Source organism: Geomonas oryzisoli (assembly GCF_018986915.1).
In the GTDB taxonomy this organism is placed as follows: domain Bacteria; phylum Desulfobacterota; class Desulfuromonadia; order Geobacterales; family Geobacteraceae; genus Geomonas; species Geomonas oryzisoli.
Window position 1 is genome coordinate 1,319,591 of record NZ_CP076723.1, and the last position, 21,988, is coordinate 1,341,578.

At 62.8% G+C, this 21,988-nt stretch carries 16 protein-coding genes and 1 tRNA gene; 13 read left to right on the top strand and 4 right to left on the bottom strand.

Annotated elements, in window-relative coordinates:
• Positions 1-2: 2 nt before the first annotated feature.
• Positions 3-677 (top strand): potassium channel family protein, encoded by a 675-nt coding sequence (locus KP004_RS05895; RefSeq protein ID WP_216801433.1) that lies wholly within the window; start codon positions 3-5, stop codon positions 675-677.
• Here the strand turns inward: KP004_RS05895 and KP004_RS05900 are convergent.
• Both KP004_RS05900 and KP004_RS05905 read right to left on the bottom strand, forming a co-directional pair.
• A complete protein-coding gene (locus tag KP004_RS05900; RefSeq protein WP_216801434.1) occupies positions 674-3,688 on the bottom strand; it encodes an ABC transporter substrate-binding protein in 3,015 nt (1,004 codons plus the stop codon). The two genes, KP004_RS05895 and KP004_RS05900, sit on opposite strands and share 4 nt — an antisense overlap.
• Before the next feature lie 52 nt (positions 3,689-3,740).
• Positions 3,741-4,133, bottom strand: coding sequence for a PilZ domain-containing protein (locus tag KP004_RS05905; RefSeq protein ID WP_216801435.1), 393 nt, complete (start codon positions 4,131-4,133; stop codon positions 3,741-3,743).
• A 496-nt stretch (positions 4,134-4,629) separates the two neighbouring features.
• Between KP004_RS05905 and KP004_RS05910 the strand changes: the two genes are divergently transcribed.
• The 8 genes from KP004_RS05910 to KP004_RS05945 all read left to right on the top strand — a co-directional run bounded on the left by KP004_RS05910 (position 4,630) and on the right by KP004_RS05945 (position 18,475).
• Positions 4,630-4,944 carry a DUF1294 domain-containing protein gene (locus tag KP004_RS05910; protein WP_239026961.1) on the top strand — a complete coding sequence of 105 codons (315 nt, stop codon included), beginning with the start codon at positions 4,630-4,632 and terminating at the stop codon, positions 4,942-4,944.
• Between the two features lie 392 nt (positions 4,945-5,336).
• On the top strand, positions 5,337-6,935 hold the full coding sequence (locus KP004_RS05915) for an ammonia-forming cytochrome c nitrite reductase subunit c552 (protein ID WP_216801437.1): 1,599 nt from the start codon (positions 5,337-5,339) through the stop codon (positions 6,933-6,935).
• A 309-nt stretch (positions 6,936-7,244) separates the two neighbouring features.
• Positions 7,245-7,853: a CheR family methyltransferase gene (locus KP004_RS05920; protein ID WP_216801438.1), complete on the top strand. Its 609-nt coding sequence runs from the start codon at positions 7,245-7,247 to the stop codon at positions 7,851-7,853.
• Between the two features lie 3 nt (positions 7,854-7,856).
• The gene (locus tag KP004_RS05925; protein WP_216801439.1) at positions 7,857-8,453 is read left to right on the top strand and encodes an MBL fold metallo-hydrolase; all 597 of its coding nucleotides are present in this window, start codon (positions 7,857-7,859) and stop codon (positions 8,451-8,453) included.
• Between the two features lie 74 nt (positions 8,454-8,527).
• A complete protein-coding gene (locus KP004_RS05930) occupies positions 8,528-11,956 on the top strand; it encodes an MCP four helix bundle domain-containing protein (RefSeq protein WP_216801440.1) in 3,429 nt (1,142 codons plus the stop codon).
• A 49-nt stretch (positions 11,957-12,005) separates the two neighbouring features.
• Positions 12,006-12,368, top strand: a complete 363-nt coding sequence (locus tag KP004_RS05935) for an STAS domain-containing protein (RefSeq protein ID WP_216801441.1) — start codon at positions 12,006-12,008, stop codon at positions 12,366-12,368.
• Positions 12,365-14,476, top strand: a complete 2,112-nt coding sequence (locus KP004_RS05940; RefSeq protein WP_216801442.1) for a chemotaxis protein CheA — start codon at positions 12,365-12,367, stop codon at positions 14,474-14,476. The genes KP004_RS05935 and KP004_RS05940 overlap by 4 nt, the downstream gene beginning before the upstream one ends.
• 135 nt (positions 14,477-14,611) lie before the next feature.
• A complete protein-coding gene (locus KP004_RS05945; protein ID WP_239026962.1) occupies positions 14,612-18,475 on the top strand; it encodes a PocR ligand-binding domain-containing protein in 3,864 nt (1,287 codons plus the stop codon).
• Positions 18,476-18,638: 163 nt separating this feature from the next.
• On the opposite strand, the gene KP004_RS05950 is transcribed toward KP004_RS05945, so the two are convergent.
• Both KP004_RS05950 and KP004_RS05955 read right to left on the bottom strand, forming a co-directional pair.
• Positions 18,639-19,604: a Tim44 domain-containing protein gene (locus KP004_RS05950; protein WP_216801443.1), complete on the bottom strand. Its 966-nt coding sequence runs from the start codon at positions 19,602-19,604 to the stop codon at positions 18,639-18,641.
• 27 nt (positions 19,605-19,631) lie between these two features.
• Positions 19,632-19,907, bottom strand: a complete 276-nt coding sequence (locus tag KP004_RS05955) for a ribbon-helix-helix protein, CopG family (RefSeq protein WP_216801444.1) — start codon at positions 19,905-19,907, stop codon at positions 19,632-19,634.
• A 415-nt stretch (positions 19,908-20,322) separates the two neighbouring features.
• Between KP004_RS05955 and KP004_RS05960 the strand changes: the two genes are divergently transcribed.
• The 4 genes from KP004_RS05960 (at position 20,323) to KP004_RS05975 (ending at position 21,984) form a co-directional block, all read left to right on the top strand.
• Entirely contained in the window at positions 20,323-20,874 is a 552-nt protein-coding gene (locus tag KP004_RS05960) for a class I SAM-dependent methyltransferase (RefSeq protein ID WP_216801445.1), read from the top strand.
• 89 nt (positions 20,875-20,963) lie between these two features.
• A complete protein-coding gene (locus KP004_RS05965) occupies positions 20,964-21,341 on the top strand; it encodes a response regulator (RefSeq protein WP_216801446.1) in 378 nt (125 codons plus the stop codon).
• Positions 21,342-21,489: 148 nt separating this feature from the next.
• A tRNA-Gly gene (locus tag KP004_RS05970) sits at positions 21,490-21,564 on the top strand.
• A gap of 81 nt (positions 21,565-21,645) precedes the next feature.
• Complete coding sequence (locus KP004_RS05975; RefSeq protein WP_216801447.1) at positions 21,646-21,984, top strand: zinc ribbon domain-containing protein YjdM; 339 nt, start codon at positions 21,646-21,648, stop codon at positions 21,982-21,984.
• Positions 21,985-21,988 lie beyond the last annotated feature (4 nt).

Consider the following 21,988-nt stretch of genomic DNA (forward strand, 5'->3'; position numbering starts at 1 on the left):
CCATGGTCGTGATCATCGTGGGGGGAGGCAAGGTGGGGGCGCACCTGGCCCGGCTCTTGTCCCGGGGGGGGAGGAGCATCCGGCTCATCGAGGAGGGGCGCGGGCGTTGTGCTGAGCTTTGCGCCGCGCTGGGCGGGGTGCAGGTGGTGGCCGGCAGCGGCTGCGACCCGCGCATCCTGGAACAGGCGGGGGTGCGCGAGGCGGACGCGGTGGCGGCGGTGACCGGCTCGGACGAGGCGAACCTGGTGGTGGCGGGGCTCGCCCGCGCCGAGTTCGGGGTGCGGCGCGTCATCGCGCGGGTGAACGATCCCAACAACCTCTGGCTGTTCACCCCGAAGCTCGGGGTGGACGTGGCGCTGAACCAGGCCGACCTCCTCTCCCACCTGATCGCCGAGGAGATGTCGCTGGGCGAGATGATGACGTTGCTCAAGCTGAGAAAGGGGGAATACTCGCTGGTGGAGGAGAAGGTGCACCCCCACTCCGGTGCGGCGGGGCAGCCCATCGCGGCGCTCCCGCTGCCGGCCGAGTGCGTGATCGCCGCGGTGATCCGGGGGGGGAAGCTGATCGTGCCGCGCGGGAAGCTGGTGCTCGAGCCGGGGGACGAGGTGCTGGCCCTGGTGCACGCCCGCGAGATGCGCATGCTCTCGGCGCTGTTGGGGGCGCCGCAGGAGGGCTAGCGCACGGGGAGGACGCCCCCCAGCACGCGCGCGATCTCCCGCACCGTGTAGGGTTTCTCCAGGGTGGCGCGGAAGCCGTGCTTTTTGTAGTCGGACATGATCGGATCGTTGGAGTAGCCGCTGGACACGATCAGGCGGGCGTCCGGGTCCAGTTCCAGGATCTGCTGCGCCGCCTCCTTTCCCCCCATCCCGCCCGGGATGGTGAGGTCCATGATCACCGCGTCGTAGCGCTCCCCCTGCTCCCGCGCCGCCCGGTACAGTGCCACGGCCTCGGCGCCGTCGCAGCAGGCGGTGGCATTGTAGCCGAGCTGGACCAGCATGGCGCAGGCGAGATCGCGGATCAGTTCCTCGTCGTCCATCACCACCACGCTCCCCCCTCCGGCGGGACTCGCGCCCGGTTCCTGCTCCCGGACCAGCTCCGCGGCACCCTCTCCCAGCGAAGGGAGGTAGATGGTGAAGGCGGTGCCCCGTCCCGGGGTGGAGTCGACCAGGATCAGCCCGCCGTGCCGGGTGACGATGGAGTGGGTAGAGGCGAGGCCGAGGCCGGTGCCGCTGGCCTTGGTGGTGAAGTAGGGGTCGAAGATCTTCTTCAGGTCGCTCTCCGAGATGCCGCACCCCTCGTCCCTGAAGTCCAGCCGCACGTAGTGTCCAGGCGCGAGCCCCAGCCTGTTCTCCGGCTCCAGGAGCTCGTTTCTACCGGTTATGGTCATGGTGCCGCCGCCGGGCATGGCGTGCACCGCGTTGATGATGATGTTGTTGAAGGCCTGGTTCAGCTGCCCTTCGTCCGCCTCGACGAGGTCGAGCGTGTCCGGTATCTCGATCCTCCCCTTGACGTTGGTCCCCCGCAGCACCAGGGAGAGCGATTCGCCGGCCAACTGCTTCACCGAGAAGACCTTCTTGATGGGCTGCCCGCCGCGGGCGAAGGTGAGGAGCTGCCCCGCCAGTTCCGCCGCCCTCTGGCACGCCTTCTCCGCCTTGTTGAGCGGCCCCTTCGCCTTGTGCGCCTGCTCCAGCACCATCTGGGCGAAACTTATGTTCCCCACGATGCCGGTGAGGATGTTGTTGAAGTCGTGGGCGATGCCGCCGGCCAGGACCCCCAGGCTCTCCAGCTTCTGCATGTTGAGCATCTGGGCCTCGATGCGCTTGTTCTCGCGGTCCAGGCGTTTCTCCTCGGTGATGTCCTGCACCATCACCAGCAGGTGCGACCTCTCCTCGACATGGAATCGGCTCAGGTAGCTGCGCAGGGTGAGCTCCTTGCCGAATGTCGATTGCAGTTCCCGCTCGAGGGCCCGCGGCGTGCCGTCGGCTAGAACCAGCCCCGCCTGCTCCAGCATCCCCCCCTCCCCGCGCCAGGAGGGGAGTTGCTTGAAGTTCTGCCCCAGCAACTCGGCCACGCTCCCCCCGATGATGTCGGCCGCCGCCTGGTTCGCCCTGATGCAGTTGCCGCTGTCACCGTCGAAAACGATGATCCCCATCGGGGACTGGGCCAAGAGCGTCTCCACCAGCATGAGTGCCTTGCCGCGCGCCTGCTCCGCCTCGATCCGGTCGGTGATGTCGGAGATGATCCCCACCAGGGCCCTGAGCGAGCCGTCCGGCGCCTCGAGCCTCCTGCCGGAGAGGTAGCCCCAGAAGTGCCCGCCGCTGCCGCTCAGGTAGTGGCGCTCGGTGCTGGCGTGACTGACCTCGCCGGTCATGAGGCGACGCATCAGTTCGCTCCCCGTCTCCAACTGGTCCGGGTTGAGATGGCTCGTGTAGCTGGAGCCGATCAGCTGTTCCATGCTGCAGCCGAACATCTCGGCCATGCGGTTGTTGGCGAAGCGGATGATCCCTTGCGGGTCCACCATGACGATGCCGGCCTGCAGGGTCTCGAAGGTCACCCGCAGTTGCTGCTCGCTCTCCTTGAGGGCCGCCTCGGCCGCCTTGCGCTCGCCGATTTCGGCCTGGAGCACGCTGTTGAGCTGCCGGAACTTCATGACGATGACACAGAGGATCGCGATCACGGCGGCGCAGATGAGCAGCGCGCCCAAAAGGAACCGGTAGTTTCCGCCGGGTCGGGGATCGTAGATGATGCCCGAGGGATCGAACCCTTCCGGGAGCATCCCCATGCCGGAGAAGGTGTCGGCGATGTGGCGCCAGCGGGTGGGGCTTTGGTAGCCCAGCTCCACCAGGGTGGGCTGGATCAGCGATTCCATCTGGTTCGCCTCGAACAGGAGCCAGTCGCGGCTGCGCTCGCGGGAGTACTTGGCGAGGATGAGGTCGGCGATCTCCTCCTTGTGGGACAGCGCGTAGCGCCACCCCTTGAGGGTCGCCTCCCGGAAGGCCTTGACCAGGGCGGGGCGGGAGGTGATGGTGGCGCGGGTGGTGAAGAAGTTGTCGCCGTAGAAGTCGATGCCGTAGGTGAGCGGGGAGAAGGCGAGGTAGGGTTCGCCCGCCTGCTCCAGGATGTAGGGTTCGTTGAAGCTGTAGGCCATCATGACGTCGGCCTTGCCGGCGATGAGGTCGCGGGCGTCGCCGCGATGCTCCACCTTGGCGATGTCCTTCTCCTCGATGGCGTTCTTCTTGAGCAGGGCGAGCATGTCGCCGTGCTGGTTGGAGTACATGAAGCGGCGGCCCTTCATGTCGGCCACCTTCTGGATGCCGGTCTTGCGCGGGGTGAGCAGGATGGCGGGGGAATGCTGGAAGATCTGACCCAGCACCACGAGGTCGTCGCCGTGGGCCCGGTGCAGCAACAGCGCCGAGGTCCCCACGCCGAAATCGGCGCGCCCGGAGGTCACCGCGTTCTCGACCTCGACGTCGGGTCCCCCCTCGCGTATGGCGACGTCGAGCCCCGCGTCGCGGTAGAACCCCTTGTCGAGGGCGGCGTAGTAGCCGGCGAACTGGAAGTGGTGCAGCCACTTGAGCTGGAGGGTGACGCGCTCGTTGGCCAGGGCGGGGTGCACGAGCGCCAGGGATAATGCCAGGGTGAGCAGGGCGGCCCACCCCTTGTGCCTTGCACGTTGGGCAGGTCTCATGGTGCGGTCCTCGTCGAGCACGGAAGCGGTCGTTGGCGCATTGGGCGTGCCATCAGGGGGTATTGCAGTAGTCGGCCAGGTAGCCGCGGATGCGATCTACGTCGTCCTGGTCCTGGTCGGGTTCTTCGCGCATCAACTCCATCAGGAGCGCGATGCAGCCGCTGCCGTCCACGTCGTGGTCCACGAACTTCACGCCCAGCAGCTTGTCGTTAACGTGCACCACCTCGCTCCAGATCTGCAGCGGGGGGCGAAGGTCGGGGTCTGCGTCGAGATGGATGCGCAAGAGGCAGCCGGTCCCGCCAGGAAGAGCCGTGGTGCGGCGCAGGTGGAGCAGGGCGCCGTTGAAGGAGATGTTTTCCAGGATGCCGCTGAGGCTCTCGCCGTGGTGTACCAACTCTATCTTCTTCGTCGATGGTGCCCGATAAAACTGTCGCAGCTCTGTCATAGGGTGCAGACCTTTGGCAAACAGGATGAAGTGCGTGGTTTCATCATCGGAAAGAACGCTCCAGCTCTTGAGAACTTTTCGCGGGAGTCACTTTCGGCATCTGTGAGAGCTTCGGGTACAACAACCGGCTGGATGTGGGGTGCTATTATGCCATGCGTTGGAGTTTTTTAGCTATCGTATTTTTATGTAACGCGGGCCAGCGACTCTTTCTTTCCCCCTTCGTCTCCATTCTCCCTGATGAAGAACTCCGGCAATAGTCCTTGAAACCGGTGCTGTCGTTTTGTATAACTAGCGCGGCCTGTCTGTCTCTTATGGAGCGAGGCTGGCTCCTCTTTGTTCCCCACTTGGTCCGACGCAACTACTTCGGACGCCTTATGACAACCGATCGAAAACGGCGCCGTCGCAGCCGCGGCCGTCGCCGGGAGCACCGTCTATGGGATACCTCGAGACACGGGAACACCAAAAGCCCCCCTCCTACCTGTGGGGTCCCTCCTTTATGCTGCTGCTCGTTGCCCTGGCCGGTCTGGACCTTATCCCGGTACCGCTTCTCTGCGCCTACCTGCTGACGAGCCTGGCCGCCTTTTTGTTGTACGCCTTCGACAAGAGTGCCGCCGTGCGGGGAGCGCGCAGGATCTCCGAGCGCACCCTGCACCTGGCCGGGCTGTGCGGCGGGTGGCCGGGCGCGCTCCTGGCGCAACGCGCGCTGCACCACAAGTCGCAAAAACGATCCTTCCAACTGGTGTTCCGCTTCACGGTGCTGGTCAACTCCGCGGCGGTCGCCCTTTACGCCTTCGGGCGGTGGGACGGGTGAACCTGCCGTCTGCCGTTTCACCCGGCGCCGCCGGTCTTCCGATCAGATCCACTTCCGCTTTCCCATCTCTGTCTCATTTCAGCCCCTTGCATGCAACAATTTGCAGGCTACACTCATAGCGCCTCACCTTTTCTCATTCATTGCCGCAGGCAAAGTTTGAAATTTGTTCTTGTGAACTCTTTGGCGGATTTTCTGCCAATGCGGACACTGTCTGTTAAGTGAAGCTAACCTTTAAACAGGGCGGTGGAAGCAATCTGAAGAAATTTGACTTCCGTCAAATATTTTCCCGACCACTTCGTGCATGAATGAGGCGTGTTTTTGCGGGGCCAGGCTATGAGGATGTAATCGGTGCAATAGGCCGGAAACCCATACACTACTGAAGGAGGAAAACGATGCTCAAGAAAAATGTGGCTGTGACTGCGGCAATCGCCGGGGCGATCGCGCTCTTGTCGATCCCCGCCCTGACAACCGCGGCGAAGACCAAGCCGGTGCAGCTCGCCAACGACGGCAGGGCCAAGTGCTACGACTGTCACGACGAGGTGAAGGCGCTCAAGGAAGGGTCCAAGCACGCGAAGCTCTCCTGCAAGGTGTGCCACGACAAGCTGGACGCCCACATGAGCGACCCGGAGAAGAACAAGCCGGTCACCGTCATCGACCAGGCGCTGTGCGGCAAGTGCCACAAGGCACAGTACGACAGCTTCTTCGAGGTGAACTACGAGGCCCCGGCCAGGAAGGAGAAAGGGAGCCCGACCGGGCGCTCGCCGATGCAGGACAAGCTCCTGGCCGGCCACGGCTTCACCTTCGAGCACGATGAGCCGCGCGGCCATGCCTTCATGGTCATCGACCAGTTCGCCGTGGACCGCTTCCAGGGCGGCCGCTTCCAGTTCAAGAAGGGGTGGCAGGGGGTGACCTCCACCGGCAAGACCTGGGACGTCCTGACCGATACCGGCAAGAAACTCCCGGAAACCGCCATGGCCGGCAACCCGACCTGCATCCAGTGCAAGACCTCCGACCACCTGCTGAAATGGAAGTTCATGGGTGACAAGGATCCCAAGGCGAAGTGGGACCGTACCTCGAACATCGTCGACGTGGCGAAGGACACCAACAACCCGCTGGGCTGCGTACACTGTCACGACCCGCACGGTACCCAGCCGCGCGTGGTGCGCGACGCGCTGATTCAGGCCATCGAGAAGGACCCCAAGGGGAACATCTTCGCCAAAAACGGCGCCACCGACCTGAAGGTGATCGACTTCCGCGGCTTCAGGAAGATCGGCATCATGCAAAAGACCGACTCCAGGATGATGTGCGCCCAGTGCCACGTGGAGTACAACTGCAACGCCGGCACCCAGTGGAGCGACGGCAAGCCGGTGAAGTACGACGACCTGCGCACCAACCACTTCCCGCTCAAGAACTCGCTGCAGCTTTTAAAGCACTACCAGGAGCTGAACTTCTTCGACTTCAAGCATGCGATCACCGGCGCGCGCCTGATCAAGTTCCAGCACCCGGAGACCGAGACCTACGCGGGAAGCGTCCACGACAAGGCGGGTGTTCAGTGCCACCAGTGCCACATGCCGCAGCACAAGGGTAAGGACGGCAAGAAGTTCTCCACCCACGGCGTGATCCGTCCCAAGAACCACGTCAAGGAAGCCTGCCTTGGCTGCCACCCCAAAGACAGCGTGGCCAAGAAGTCTTACGAGATCGATGCGGTGCAGAACTACGTGAAGGGCAAGATGCGCAAGGCCGAGTACTGGCTCGGGCAGCTGATCGACACCTACGCCGCGGCGCAGCGCATGGGGGTTGCCCCGACCGTCCTGGACGAGGCGCGCGCGAAACATGAAGAGGCGCACGTCTTGTGGGAATACTGGACCGCAGAGAACTCGGACGGCTTCCACAACCCGGACCTCGCCCGCGAGTCCCTGACCGGCTCCATCGCCGCCTCCAAGGCGGGCGTCAAGATCCTCACCGACGCCATGGCGGTAGCCAAGAAGTAAGAGCCCAGAAATAGCGGCGCCCGCGACCGCTGCACACACAAAAAGCCCCGTCTCCCTCATGGAGACGGGGCTTTTTTCGTTTTTCCCGGTTCAGGTCGTGCAGACGCAGTCACAGCGGAGTTCTTGTTTCACACAGGTGCGCGGCTGCACTGGCAGAACCGACTGTCTTTTTTGTCTTATTAAAACAAAATAATCCATAAAATGTAAACAGAACATTCAAGGATCAGGATGAGGCTCCGATAAAGGTCACAAATGGGAGTTCTGGAAGTGGTCGTTTCGCTAACCGCCTGTTATTGTCAGGAGTGTTCTATGGCTTTCACGTTCTTTATGCGGGACCAGCCCACACTGGAGTACGCGGCCGACCACATGATCGGCTACGCGATGGGCCGAAGCCGCATCAAGATCTGGGATGCCGGCTGCGCCCTGGGGCAGGAAACCTATACCATAGCCATGATCTTCGCCCAGAAGATGAACTCCTTCGGCTTCAAGAACCTGCGCATCGACGCCACCGACTACGACAGTGCCAACAACTTCGGCGAGGTGGTCAAGGCGGCCACCTATCCCTACGAAGAACTGCAACGCACCCCCTCCGAACTTTTCCAGAAGTATTTCGAACCTGCGGACCAGCCCGGCCAGTTCCGGGTGGTGCAGCTTTTGCGCGACCGGGTCAACTTCCAGTACCACGACCTCCTCTCGCTGAAAGCGCCCGGCGGCGACTACTGCCTGGTGGTGTGCAAGAACGTGCTGCTCCATTTCCAGTACCGGGAGCGGGTCGAGGTCTTCAGGATGTTCCACGAAGCCCTCGCCCCCGGCGGCTACCTCGCCACCGAAAATACCCAGAAACTCCCCCAGGAGATCGCCCATCTCTTCGAACAGGTGGTGCCCGACGCCCAGCTGTTCAAAAAGATCGGCGGCTAGGCCATGAAGATCGTGCCCCTGAAGAAGAGCCCTGCGACCTACAGCTGCAACTCGTACCTCATCCTCGGGGACTGGAACCGGATCGAAGACGTCAATACCCTGATCGACCCCGGGGTTGACGATTTCATCCTGGCCGAGATCCGGGAACTCTCGACAGGGTTCGGCAAGGAACCGGTGCAGCAGGTGGTGCTCACCCACAACCACTTCGACCACACGGCCGGCGTTGCTGCTCTCAAGGAGGCCTTCGGCTGCAGGGTTTTCGCCTACGACAACGGTCGTTTGGTCGACGAGACGCTGCACGACCGGCAGTTCATCAAAGCCGGCGACGACTTCCTCGAGGTGCTGCACACCCCCGGCCACTCGGGCGACTCGGTATGTCTGTACGCCCCCTCGCTGCAGGTGCTCTTCTCCGGCGACACCCAGGTCCGGGTGCTGGCCGCGGGAGGGAGCTACTGCCCGGCGTATGTTGAGGCGCTCAAGAGGCTGTGCACGCTTAAGATCCAGAGCGTTTACTCCGGCCATGACCAACCCGTGTTGCACGGCGCACGCGAGATGTTGCAGCAGAGCCTGGACTTCGTGCTCTCTGCGCAGATCAGGTGAAACGGCAGGTTGATAGATACAGATCGGCTCGGACTGCGGACAACTGTTCAATAACGTGAGGCAAGGAGGCAGGTATGAAGTGGTTTTATGATTTGAAGCTGGGTGCGAAGCTGATGACCGGATTTATCGCGGTCGCCATCGTAGCAGGGGTGGTCGGGTATTTCGGCATCAGGGAGATTCATGTAATCGAGGCCGCCGACAACAAATTGTACGAGAAGGTCACCATTCCCATCGCGCAGTTGCAGGACATCTCCACCTCCTTCCAGAGGATGCGGGTGAACCTTCGTGACATGATGGACACGACCGGGGCTGAGCAGCAGGAGAAGATGGGCCGGATCGTGAAGTTCCGCGAGGACATCAACACCGCCGCAGCCGAGTTTGAGAAGACCATCATGACCGACGAGGGGCGCAAACTCTTCGCGGAATTCAAACGGACCCGCGGGGTCTATGGCCCGTTGGTGGACCAGATGATCGCGCTGGCGAAGGCCGGCAAGATTTCCGAGGCCCAGGCGATCATGAGGGGGGCGGGAAGCAAGGCCTCCCGTGAGGAGCAAAATTCCATCGAGGCCCTGGTGGACGCCAAGCTCAAGCAGGCGAAACTGACCGCCGCGGGTAACGAAGAGGTGGCCAAGACGGCTACCACCACCATGCTGATACTGATCGCCGTCGGCGCGCTGCTCGCCATCGGCTTGGGGCTCTTCATCACCAGGATCGTGCAGCGCCAGCTGGGCGCCGATCCCAAGGAGGTGGGCGAGGTGGCCAACCGCGTGGCGGCCGGTGACATGAGCGTCGCCATCGAGGTGAACGCCAAGCACGGCGACAGCGTCATGGCAGCCATGCAGAAGATGGTCGAGTCCATCAAGGCCCTGGTCGCGGATGCCAACATGCTCTCCGACGCGGCCATCGCAGGGAAGCTCGCCACCCGTGCCGACGCCTCCAAGCACCAGGGCGACTTCCAGAAGGTGGTGGCCGGTGTCAACGATACCCTGGACGCGGTGATCGGCCCCCTGAACGTGGCTGCCGAGTACGTGGACCGTATCTCCAAGGGTGATGTGCCGCCCAGGATCACCGACAGCTACAACGGCGATTTCAACGAGATCAAGAACAACCTGAACGTCTGCATCGATGCCGTGAATGCGCTAGTTGCCGACGCGGGCATGCTGTCGCAGGCTGCGGTGGACGGCAAGCTCGCCACCCGCGCCGACGCCACCAGGCACCAGGGCGACTTCAAAAAGATCGTCACCGGTGTTAACGACACCCTGGACGCGGTGATCGGGCCGCTGAACGTGGCGGCCGAGTACGTCGACCGCATCTCGAAGGGGGACATCCCCCCCAGGATCACCGACAGCTACAACGGCGACTTCAACGAGATCAAGAACAACCTGAACGTCTGCATCGACACCCTGGAAGCCCTGATCGCGGACATGAACAACATGTCGACCCAGCACGACCTGGGCGACATCGACGTGCAGATCGCCGCGGCGAACTACCAGGGTGTCTACCGGCAGATGGCGGCAGGCGTCAACAACATGGTCAACGGCCACATCTCCGTGAAGAAGAAGGCGATGGCCTGTATCGCCGAGTTCGGCCGCGGCAACTTCGAGGCGGAGCTGGAGCAGTTCCCGGGCAAGAAGGCCTTCATCAACAACACCATCGAGCAGGTGCGCGACAACCTGAAGGCGCTTATCGCCGACGCGGACATGCTGGTGCAGGCGGCGGTTGCGGGGAAACTCGCCACCCGCGCCGACGCCTCCAAGCACCAGGGGGACTTCCGGAAGATCGTCGCCGGCGTGAACGAGACCCTGGATGCGGTGATCGGCCCCTTGAACGTGGCCGCCGAGTACGTGGACCGCATCTCCAAGGGGGACATCCCGCCGCGCATCACCGACAACTACAACGGCGACTTCAACGAGATCAAGCTGAACCTGAACAACTGCATCGACATCATGAACAACCTCCTCATGGAGGCGGACAAGGTGGTCAAGGCGGCGGCCGACGGGCAGCTTGACCAGCGCGCCAACCCCGATCTCTTCGTCGGCGGCTGGAAGGAACTGGTGGTGGGTGTCAACAACATCGTCACCAACATCGTGAACCCGCTCATGGTGACCGCGGACTACGTGGACAAGGTCGCCAAGGGGGTCATCCCGCCCGCCATCGTCACCGAGTACAAGGGGCAGTACAACATCATCAAGGACAACCTGAACGCGGTGGTCAAGATGATGAACGAGCTCCTCGAGCAGACCGACATCATCATCAAGGCCGCGGCTGACGGCGAGCTGGACAAGCGTGCCGACGCCTCCCTCTTCGTGGGGGGGTGGAACAAACTGGTCTCCGGCGTCAACGACACGGTGACCAACATCGTGAACCCGCTCATGGTGACCGCGGACTACGTGGACCGCATCGCCAAAGGTGACATGCCGCCGACCATCGTCACCGAGTACAAGGGGCAATACAACCTGATCAAGACCAACCTGAACGTGCTGATCGAAGCGATCAACAAGATCACCGATGCGGCCAAGGAGGTCTCCAACGGCAACCTGATGGTCTCCCTGAAGGAGCGCAGCGCCCAGGACGAGTTGATCCACGCGCTCTCTGCCATGGTCGGCAAGATCACCGAGGTGGTCACCGAGGTCAAGGTGGCGGCGGACAACGTCGCTTCCGGCAGCGTCCAGCTCTCCGCCAACGCCCAGTCCATGTCGCAGGGCGCCTCCCAGCAGGCGGCCGCTGCCGAAGAGGCTTCCTCCTCCATGGAGGAGATGAGCGCCAACATCAGGCAGAACGCCGACAACGCACAGCAGACCGAGAAGATCGCGGTGAAGTCGGCCGATGATGCCAAGGAAGGTGGCAAGGCGGTGGCCGAGACCGTGCAGGCCATGAAGGACATCGCCGGCAAGATCTCCATCATCGAGGAGATCGCGCGTCAGACCAACATGCTGGCCCTGAACGCGGCCATCGAGGCGGCCCGCGCCGGGGAGCACGGCAAGGGCTTCGCGGTGGTGGCTTCCGAAGTGAGAAAGCTCGCCGAACGGAGCCAGGTGGCCGCGGGCGAGATCTCCGAGCTGTCGATAACCAGTGTCGAGGTCGCCGAGCGGGCCGGGGAGATGCTCTCCGCCATCCTGCCCGATATCCAGAAGACCGCCGAGCTGGTGCAGGAGATCAACGCCTCCAGCAAGGAGCAGGATACCGGCGCCCAGCAGATCAACAAGGCGATCCAGCAACTGGACCAGGTGATCCAGCAGAACGCATCGGCCAGCGAGGAGATGGCATCGACCGCCGAGGAACTCTCCTCGCAGTCGGAGCAGCTGCAGTCGACCATCTCCTTCTTCAGGGTCGACATGGCGGCGCGCGAGCACCGCGGAGCACCAAAGCAGCTGACCAAGTCGGTCTCCAAAAACGAGGTGAAGCAGCTGAAGCAGAGGTCGGCCGCACCGGCCAAGAAGGCCATGGGACACGACCTGGTCCTGGCCGATACGGACGGCGACAGCGACTTCGAGAGGTTCTAACAGCAAGGCACGGGGCGGCCCGCAGGGCCGCCCCCAAAGGTGAGGACGTATGGACGCGGCAGACGTGAAGGTTTCCAAGAAGAAGGAGCGCACCCTGGTCACCTTCTCCGGGGAGATGACCATAGCCAACGTGGGAGAACTCAGGCTGAGCCTTTTGCAGGCTTTTGCCGTGGGCAAGCCGGTGGAACTCTCCCTGGCGGGTCTCACCGGCATCGACGTGACCGGGTTGCAGCTTCTGTGCAGCTGCCACAGGACGTCGGTCGACAAGGGGGTCCCCTGCACGGTTACCGGCCGCAACGAGGTACTGGCGGCCATGGCGGAAACGGCGGGGATGCCACGGTTCAAAGGATGCGCCGAGGACGTGGCGCAGACGTGCATGTGGCGGGTCGAGACTGAGAGGGCGACGCCATGAGTGATGCTTTTGCCCAGGCGTTCAAGGACGAGGCCAGGGAGCTTTTGGCGGATCTGGAAGAGGCGCTGCTCGAGATGGAGGAGAACCCGGCAGACCTCGGCCTCGTAGGCCGGGTGTTCCGGACCATGCATACCATCAAGGGATCCGGGGCCATGTTCGGCTTCGACGATATCGCCTCGTTCACCCATAATGTGGAGACGGTGTACGACCTGGTGCGCAACGGCGAACTGGCGGTGAGCAAGGAACTGGTCAACCTGAGCCTTGCGGCGCGGGACCGCATCCTCGCCATGCTGGAGGCTGCCGAAGGGGGGGCACCGGCGGATGCGCAGCAAAACGAAGAGGTGATCCGGGGCTTCCGTGCCCTGGTGCCCGGGCAGGAGGTGGGCGGGCACCCGCAGACCGCGCCGGATGCGCCGGAAGAGGATGCCGACCGGTCGGCACCCATGGTCACCTACCGGATCCGCTTCAAGCCGGAAGCCGGCGTATTCGCCAGCGGCGTTAATCCCTTGAGCCTATTGCGCGAGCTGCAGGACCTGGGGCCATGCCATATCGTCGCCAACACCTGCGAGATGCAGACTCTGGACGCGCTCGACCCGGAGCTCTGCTACCTGTACTGGGACATCATCCTCAGTACCAGCGCGGGGAGAGAGGCGGTCGACGACGTTTTCATCTTCGTGGTCGATTCCTGCGAGCTGAGTATTACGGTCGTGGACGACGGCATGGCCGATGATGTCGGCGGCGGTTACAAGAAACTTGGCGAGATCCTGATCGAGCGCGGCGATCTGACACAGCAGCAGATGGACGAACTGCTGGGCAGACAGAAGAAATTCGGTGAGTTGGCGGTGGAGGCGGGGCTGGTCAATGCCGCCTCCATCACCTCGGCACTGGTCGAACAGCAGCACGTAAAAGAGATGCGCCAGGAGCGGCAGACCCAGACCCAGACCCAGGAGGCCGCCTCCAGCATCCGGGTCAGCGCCGACAAGCTGGACCTTTTGGTGAACCTGGTGGGCGAGCTGGTCACGGTGCAGGCCCGCCTTTCCCTGGTGGCCCAGGAACTGAAGCGCCATGCCGAGCTGGTTTCGGTGGCCGAGGAGGTGGAGCGGCTCACCAACGATCTCAGGGACAACGCCCTCGACATCAGGATGCTCCCCATCGGCGCCACCTTCTCCAAGTTCAAGCGGCTGGTCCGCGACCTTTCCGCCGAGCTGGGCAAGGAGATCGAGCTCACCACTGAGGGTGCCGACACCGAGCTCGACAAGACCGTGATCGAGAAGCTGAACGATCCCCTGGTGCACATCATCCGCAACAGCATCGACCACGGCGTGGAGACGCCGGAGGCCCGTCTGGCCAAGGGGAAACAAAGGACCGGCAGCCTCCACCTCGCCGCGGTGCACTCAGGCGACAGCGTGCTGATAACCATTCGCGACGACGGGGCCGGGCTGAACGTCGACGCGATCCGGGCCAAGGCGATAGAGCGCAAGATCATCCCCGCCGGCGCGGAGCTGTCCGACCGGGAGGTCTGGCAGCTCATCTTCGCCCCCGGCTTTTCGACGGCGGCCAAGGTCACCAGCGTCTCGGGGCGCGGCGTCGGCATGGACGTGGTCAAACAGGCCATCGAGGGGCTGCGCGGCAGCATCGACGTGAAGAGCGAGCCGGACCGGGGCACCAGCATCACGCTGAAGATCCCGCTTACCCTGGCCATCATCGAGAGCCTACTGGTGCAGATCGGCAAGGACCGCTTCGTCATGCCCCTGGCCATGGTGGACGAGTGCATCCTGCTCACCGAGAAGGAGATCGAGCAGGGGCACGGACGCGACATACTGCTCGTGCGCGAGAAGCTGGTCCCCTACGTGCCGCTCAGAAAGATGTTCCACATCGAAGGGAAGGGACCCGCGATCCAGCAGGTGGTGATCTGCCAGTTGGAGGGGAAACGGGTGGGGCTCGTGGTGGACTGGGTGATCGGCGAGCACCAGACGGTGATCAAGTCCCTGGGGCGGATGTACCAGCAGGTTGAGGGGATGTCCGGCGCCACCATCCTGGGTGACGGTTCGGTGGCCCTCATCCTCGACGTCCCGGCCATCTTCAAGGCGGCAGAAGGTGCGGCCTGACGGCGGAGAGCCCAGGAGATTGGAGTACTTGCGGCTGGACAAATCAACGGGTGTCGGTGTACTATGGGCGGCATTCTTGTGTGCATGCTCCCGGTTTTCCCCAGTGTCCAGGCAAATCTTTTCTGGAGTCTCTGCGTGAAGCGCATTACCGGACCTCTTTTGATCCTGCTTGCCGTGCTCTGGCTCGGTTTGCTCGACCTCCCCTGTTCCCCCGCCTGCGCCGCCCAGCAGACGGTGCGCGTCGCCGCGTTCAACTTCTACCCCGGTATCTTCAAGGCCAAGGACGGCAGCATCCAAGGCTTCTACGTCGACACCCTCGCCGAGATCGCGCGCCGGGAGGGATGGCGCATCCAGTACGTCTACGGCGACTGGACCGACGGCATTTCCCGCATCAAAAACGGTGAAGTGGACCTGTTGACCAGCGTGGCCTGGACCAGTGAACGGACCCAGTTCCTCGACTACGGGAAGGTGCCGCTGCTCACCGTCTGGGGTGAGCTCTACGTCCCGCGCAAGGCGAACCTTAACAGCATCAAGGGTGTCGAGGGGAAGCGGGTCGGCGTGATGAAGCGGGACTTCAACGGCGCGAGCTTCCGCAACATGGTGGAGAAGTTCGGCATCAACTGCCGCTTCGTGGAATACGGCAACTTCGAGGAGATCTTCCAGGCGGTCGCTGCCGGGCGGGTCGACGCCGGCGTGGTGAACAACACCTTCGGCGCCGCCAAGCAGTACCAGTACGGACTGGTCTCCTCCGGCATCATCTTCAACCCCTTCGACATCTTCCTCGCCACCGGCAAGGGGCGCAACCCGCAACTCATCGCCACCCTGGACCGCTACCTGGAAGGCTGGCGCGGTACCGAGGATTCCCCCTACCACAAGGCCCTGGAGCGCTGGTCCCACGGCGCCGCCGCCTCTCTCCACGTCGTGCCCCCCTGGCTGGCCCCGACCCTGGCCGGGTTGGTGCTGTTTCTGGCCGGCGCCGGCGTCTTCATCGTGCTGCTGCGCATCCAGGTGCGGAAGAACACCGCCGAGCTCGTCCAGCAGGCGGCGGACCGCAAGCTCATCGAAGAGACTCTCTTTTTCATCAACGAATGCGGCGCCAGGTATCGTGCCGACGAGCTCCTCTACGGCATCAACCGTTACCTCGCCGGCGCCCTCGATGTCGACTACGCCTTCGTGGCCCAGCTCACCCAGGATGGGCGCTCCGCCCGGACCCACGGCTTTTACACCAGGTCGGGAGGGGGAAGCGACATCACCTACCGCCTGGTCGGCACCCCCTGTGACAACGTGATGGGGAAAAGCGTCTGCGTCTACCCCCAGGGTGTCACGGCGCTGTTCCCCGAAGATGACATCCTGCGTGACATGGAGGTGGACGGGTACGCCGCGGTGCCGCTTTGGGACGCCCAGGGGGCGGGGATCGGCCTGCTCGGTGTCATGAGCCGCACGCCGCTGCACAATCCCGCACTGATCGAGACGCTGCTCGGTATCGCCAGTTCCCGTGCCGCTCAGGAACTGGAGGCGATGAACCATCTCGCCGTGCTGGACCTCAAGAAGTTCGCCATGGACAACATGAAGGACGCAGCGTACTGGATCCGTCCCGACGGCACGATCAGCGACGTCAACGGAGCCGCATGCGCCATGCTGGGGTATAGCGAGGATGAGTTCCGCTCCATGTGGATCGGGCAGTTGCGCCCCGGGTGCGACGAGGAGTGCTGGCGGCAAACCTGGGAGTCGCTCAAGGAACAGGGAAGTCTCCAGTTCGAGGCGACGCACCTCTCCCGCGACGGCCGCCTGGTGCCGGTCGAGATCACGGCAAATTACTTCAGCTATGCCGGGACCGAGTACGACTATGCCGTCGTGCGCGACATCACCGAGCGCAAGAAGATGGAGGAGACGCTCGAGCACCGGCTGGCCGTGCTCACCGACCCGATGGTGCACTTGGAAGCGGTCAGGATGGAGGATCTCTTCGACCTGGATGAACTGCAGGGGATCCAGGATGCCTTCGCGCAGGCTTCGGGCGTCGCCTCGATCATCACCGATGCTGCCGGGCGGCCGGTCACCCGTCCGAGCAACTTCAGTTACCTGTGCAGCGAGATCGTCCGCAAGACCGAGCGCGGCCTTGCCAACTGCATGCGCTCCAGCAGTTATCTCGGCAACCTCAGTCAAGGAGGCCTCGGGATGCAGCCCTGCCTGAGTGCCGGGTTGTGGGACGGCTGCGCTACCATCACCGTCGGTGGGCGTCACGTCGGCAACTGGCTCGTGGGTCAGGTGCTGGACGAGGACGCGGACCTGGATCGGATGACCGCTTACGCCGACGAGATCGGGGTCGATCGCACCGCTTACAGGGAGGCGCTCGGCAAGGTGAACCGGATGTCCCGGGAGCAGTTCAGGAAGGTCTGCGAGGCGCTGCACCAGATCGCCGGCCAGCTTTCCCGCATGGCCGTGCAGAACGTGCAACAGGCGCAGCACATCTCGGAGAGGAAGCGCACCGAAGAGCGACTGCTGGAGTACCTGAAGGTGATCGAGTGCTCCCGCGACCTCGTCTGCGTACTCGACCGCGACTACCGTTACCGCATGGTCAACGGCGCATTCCTGCGCTACCGCAACCTGACCACGGAGCAGGTGGTGGGGCGGACCGTGGCCGAGGTCGTCGGAGAGGAGCATTTCGCCCAGATAAAGCACCACCTGGACGCCTGCCTGGCCGGGCAGTCGGTACGTTTAGAGATGGAGCAGGCATTCCCGGAACGCGGGGTCCGCGCGGTGACGGTGACCTATACCCCGGTCGAGGACCAGGGGGGCAACACCAGGATCGCCTGCGTGATCAGCGACCAGACCGACAAGAAGCACCTCGAGGAGCAGCTCAGGCAGTCCCAGAAGATGGAGGCGGTCGGGCACCTCGCCGGTGGGATCGCCCACGACTTCAACAACATCCTCACCGTCATCGTGGGATACGGCAACTTCCTCGGGATGGACGGTTCGCTCTCCCAGCACCAGCACGAGCAGGTGGACCAGATCATCGCCGCCGCCGAGCGCGGCTCGCAACTCACCCGCGGGCTGCTCACCTTCAGCCGGAAGCAGGTCATGAACCCGCGCATCCTGGACCTGAACGCGCTGGTGGCGCAGGTGCAGACGTTCCTGCTGCGCATCATCGGGGAGGACATCGAGCTAAAGTTCAACCCGGCACAGGAGCAGTTGAACGTCTATGCCGACGCAAGCCAACTGGAACAGGTCCTGATGAACCTTGCCACCAACGCCCGTGACGCCATGCCCGACGGGGGGATGCTCACCATCCAGACCGGCTGGCAGCAGGTGGACGAGGCATACGCCAGGTCCCAGGGGTACGGCGATCCGGGACGGTACGCCTGCATCATCGTGTCCGATTCGGGCAGCGGTATGGACCGGGCCACGCGCGAGAGGATCTTCGAGCCCTTCTTCTCCACCAAGGCGGTCGGCAAGGGGACCGGCCTCGGCATGTCCATCGTGTACGGCATCGTCAAGCAGCACAAGGGGTTCATCAACGTCTACAGCGAACCGGGAGAGGGGACCACGTTCAAGATCTATCTGCCACAGGCCGCTGCCGAGGCGGGGGCGCACGCCCCCGAGGCGGACCGTGCCGCACCTGTGCCCGGAACCGAGACGGTTCTCGTGGCGGAGGATGACGTGAACGTCAGGGGGCTGGTCGAGTCGCTGCTGAAGAAGTACGGGTACCAGGTGGTGCTGGCGGTGGACGGCAGCGACTGCGTGCAGAAGTATCTGGAACACCGCGGCAAGATTGACCTGATCCTGATGGATGTCATCATGCCGGGGAAAAACGGCAAGGAAGCCTTCGACGAGATCAGGCGGATCGACCCGTCCGCCAAGGTCCTCTACTCAAGCGGATATACCGCCGACTTCATGAAAACGCGCGGCGTCTTCGACGACAACATCGACCTCATCATGAAACCGGTGCAGCCGATGACGCTGCTGCACAAGATCAGGGAGGTGCTGGATAGAAAGGCGTAGAAAGGCAGTATGAGGCTGAAAGGCAGGTTGAGGTTGAGGTTGAGAAAGGCACGTAGCAAAAAACGGGCACCCCGGAGACGGGTGCCCGTTTTTTTCGTTTTCGCCGAAGCGTTACGGTGTCAGGTTCAGGTTTTTTGCTCAACCTCAACCTTGACATCGTTTTTCAGCCTCTCTGGTTTATCGCAGCCAGGCGCCAGGCGTTGTTGCCCACCGGCCTGGTGAAGGTCCAGTATTCCTCGAATTTGACCGGCTCGGTCTTGCTCCCCTCGATGACCGTGCCGCGCTCGTCGGTGGTGTAGTCGAGCAGGTTGGCGTAGATGAGGGCGGTTACGTAGTCCTGCCCCGCTTCCTGCCATACCTCGGCAAGCTCCACGCTGCGCACCGCGATGTTCTCCAGCCGGTTCACCCGCCCCTCGCGCAGCAGGCGCTCGATGTCCTCGCGGAACACCCCCTGCATCTCGGAGGTGAGCAGCGGGGAGAGCGCCTGCAGGTCGCGGTTCATCCATCCCCCCTGGATCCTGAAGAAGTTGTCCATCACCTGGTCCTTGAAGCGGGCCTCGTCGAAACCGGGGTCCATCTGGCGCAGGTGCGACAGCCCGGTCTGGACGTCGTCCCGGACCGGTTCCTCCACGCGGTAGGAGGCCGGGACGCTCTGCTGGTAGGTGTCGTACCCCTGCGAGCCGTAGCCGGTCGAGACGCTCTGCAGCGGGGTGGTGCTGCGCCGCCTGCGCACCATGCGGTAGATCATGTAGCCGATGCCGGCAAGAAGGATGATTTCGAAGAGCCCGATGCCACCGCCGCCGTAGCCCGCCCCGCCTGCGCCGGCGAGCCCCCTGAAGAGCATGCCTCCCAGGAGGCCGCCCGCGATGCCGCCGGCCATGCTGCGCAGGAAGCCGCCCCCGGCGGAGGGCTGTTGCATCTGCGGCTGCCCCATGGGTGAGGGCGCCGGCTGCTGGTAGGGGGTGGACTGGCGGTACGCGGTCCCCGGCGTCGAGTAGCTGCGGGAGCCGCGGCTGCCGATGGAGCGTCCTCCGGCGGCACGGGCATGGGCGCTGGTTTCCAGCACCGTGGCACTCAGCATCAAGACTGCGGCGAAGAGTGCGAAAGCTTTGGCGAAGTTGCGTTTCATGTGGTTGTCTCCTGTGTGGTTGTAGGTTCAGTTACCGGCCAGTTGCAGCGGCTGCACCGGGATCCTTCCCGTGGTGCTGCGGATGCGTCCCTTGCGGAGCCCCTTGGCGAGCCAGAAGCCGATCGCCTCGCGCACCAGGTCCGACACGTTGAGCGAGGTCGCCTTGGTCAGGCGCTCCAGCAGTCGCTTCTCCTGGTCGCTCACCCTGAGCGACACGACGTTCTTCAGTACCGGCTCCCTGGTCTCCTTTTTCTTTCTGGCGGGTTTTTTCTTCACCTGGGTCATGTATTGTTTCTGTTCCATATTTTCCTCTCCTTTCGGGTGGTTACCCGTTCGCAAAGGGCGCCGTCACAGCAGGACGGCGCCTGTGACGGTAAAAAAAAAGACCTTTACCCGGGGCGACTGCTCGCTACAGGTAAAGGTCTTGCTGTTAAAAGAATTAACCTCGGGTCCGGGTGTTGCCACCGTCTTGACGAACCAAAGGTCGGCCATTTCTCCGGCCGATAGCTACTCCCCTTTACAGGGCATGATAATAATAACGCCCCGTCCGGCTGTCAACCCATTTTTGAAAAAAATCGTAAACGCCCCGTCATCAAATTAATATGTGAAACGGTTAATCTATTGCCGGATTGCTATACAATTGACCGGTTGCAAAAACCGATACCGGCCGCGCAGGCCGAAGGCATTTCGGCAACTCCGTTTAGTTCCGGGGGGCGACATGATCAGACCCGCCAGCAGCGTGATCCGTTACGCGCGATTCTTCAGGCTCGCCAAGGTGTGCACGGTGCTCGATTACGGCGCCGGACTTTTGCGTAACGCGCTTTACCTCACCGAGGAAGGGTTCCAGGTTTACGCGGCCGAACTTCCTGAGCAGGTGAAGGCGCTCGCCTCCCATCCGGAGGCGGGCAGGCTGGCCGGGATCCTGACGGTCGGGGAACTGCCGCGGGCCGGGTTGTGCGTGGACCTGGTGGTTTGCACCTTCGTCTTCAATATCCTCGCCACGCGCAACCGGAGAAAACAGTGTCTGGACAACGTGGCGGGCAACCTGCGCGACGGAGGTTATTTCCTCGTTGAAGTTAACAGCAGGCACGACGACAACGTTCCTTGTGGATCGGTGCTGCAGCACTACTACAGCTGTGACGGCAACGCAAAGAGCTATACCCATATCGATCTCGACAGAGAGTTGGCGCCGTTTGGCTTCGAGCGCATCTGTCATTATTACAGCAGTCATGCCTTGGCGGCCTTGTACCGGCTGAAAGTGTTAAAATAAGTGAGACACGATTTTGACTTTTAACTTTAAAAAAGTATAAGAGGATGCTAAATAGAAGTGGCTGTGGAATCAGCGTGTGAGGAGGTTGCATGGCTTTGAAGGACGTAAGGATACTCATCGTCGACGATGAGATTTTTTTCCGGCAGGTGTTGCGCGCCACGCTGGAGAAGATCGGCTTCACCGTAGTCGGGGAGGCCGGCGATGGTGCCGAGGCCTTGGAGAGATACCGCGTACTACGCCCGCACATCGTGATCATGGACATCTACATGCCCGACAAAAACGGCATCGATGCCACCAAGGACCTGCTGGCCCTGGACCCCAACGCCCGGGTCCTGGTAGCCAGCGCCTCCGATTTCGATAGCGACACCCAGGCCGCCCTCGACGCAGGAGCGAAGGGGAACCTCATGAAGCCCTTCGTTCCCAAGGAGATCTACGAAAGCATCCGCAGGGTGCTCACCGGCACCTAACGCGAACCGCGAAGCCGCCAGGAGAGCCTATCCGCGGAACTGTTCGACGCAGCGACCCTTTTTCGGGCCGGCAAAAAAAAGTGGTTCCGGATGGCAATTTTGGGTTGACGGCGCAAACCGGTTTTGCTATAAAGCTGATCTCTGCTGAGCGGGAATAACTCAGTGGTAGAGTGCAACCTTGCCAAGGTTGAAGTCGCGGGTTCGAACCCCGTTTCCCGCTCCAAAAATTCAGACCCCGGTGGCCACACGGCTGCCGGGGTTTTTCGTTTCTGCATCTATATTTCACGTCGCACAAGGAGTCTCCATGAGCACCCTCCCCAAATGTCCCTCCTGCAGTTCCGCATACACCTACGAAGACGGCGCGCTCTATGTCTGCCCCGAGTGCGGCCACGAGTGGCCCCAGGCGGCGCCGGAGGAAGCGCCGGCCGACAACGTCGTGCGTGACGCGTTCGGCAACCAGCTCCAGGACGGCGATTCCGTCACAGTCATCAAGGATCTGAAGATCAAGGGCTCTTCCCTGGTGGTCAAGGTCGGCACCAAGGTCAGGAACATCCGACTGGTCGACGGCGACCACGACATCGACTGCAAGATCGACGGCATCGGCGCCATGCAGCTGAAGTCGGAGTACGTCAAGAAGGCGTGAGCGA

Coding starts and splice junctions, on each gene's coding strand:
- KP004_RS05895 (WP_216801433.1), top strand. CDS start 3: ATGGTCGTGATCATCGTGGGGGGAGGCAAGGTGGGGGCGCACCTGGCC.
- KP004_RS05900 (WP_216801434.1), bottom strand. CDS start 3,688: ATGAGACCTGCCCAACGTGCAAGGCACAAGGGGTGGGCCGCCCTGCTC.
- KP004_RS05905 (WP_216801435.1), bottom strand. CDS start 4,133: ATGACAGAGCTGCGACAGTTTTATCGGGCACCATCGACGAAGAAGATA.
- KP004_RS05910 (WP_239026961.1), top strand. CDS start 4,630: ATGCTGCTGCTCGTTGCCCTGGCCGGTCTGGACCTTATCCCGGTACCG.
- KP004_RS05915 (WP_216801437.1), top strand. CDS start 5,337: ATGCTCAAGAAAAATGTGGCTGTGACTGCGGCAATCGCCGGGGCGATC.
- KP004_RS05920 (WP_216801438.1), top strand. CDS start 7,245: ATGGCTTTCACGTTCTTTATGCGGGACCAGCCCACACTGGAGTACGCG.
- KP004_RS05925 (WP_216801439.1), top strand. CDS start 7,857: ATGAAGATCGTGCCCCTGAAGAAGAGCCCTGCGACCTACAGCTGCAAC.
- KP004_RS05930 (WP_216801440.1), top strand. CDS start 8,528: ATGAAGTGGTTTTATGATTTGAAGCTGGGTGCGAAGCTGATGACCGGA.
- KP004_RS05935 (WP_216801441.1), top strand. CDS start 12,006: ATGGACGCGGCAGACGTGAAGGTTTCCAAGAAGAAGGAGCGCACCCTG.
- KP004_RS05940 (WP_216801442.1), top strand. CDS start 12,365: ATGAGTGATGCTTTTGCCCAGGCGTTCAAGGACGAGGCCAGGGAGCTT.
- KP004_RS05950 (WP_216801443.1), bottom strand. CDS start 19,604: ATGAAACGCAACTTCGCCAAAGCTTTCGCACTCTTCGCCGCAGTCTTG.
- KP004_RS05955 (WP_216801444.1), bottom strand. CDS start 19,907: ATGGAACAGAAACAATACATGACCCAGGTGAAGAAAAAACCCGCCAGA.
- KP004_RS05960 (WP_216801445.1), top strand. CDS start 20,323: ATGATCAGACCCGCCAGCAGCGTGATCCGTTACGCGCGATTCTTCAGG.
- KP004_RS05965 (WP_216801446.1), top strand. CDS start 20,964: ATGGCTTTGAAGGACGTAAGGATACTCATCGTCGACGATGAGATTTTT.
- KP004_RS05975 (WP_216801447.1), top strand. CDS start 21,646: ATGAGCACCCTCCCCAAATGTCCCTCCTGCAGTTCCGCATACACCTAC.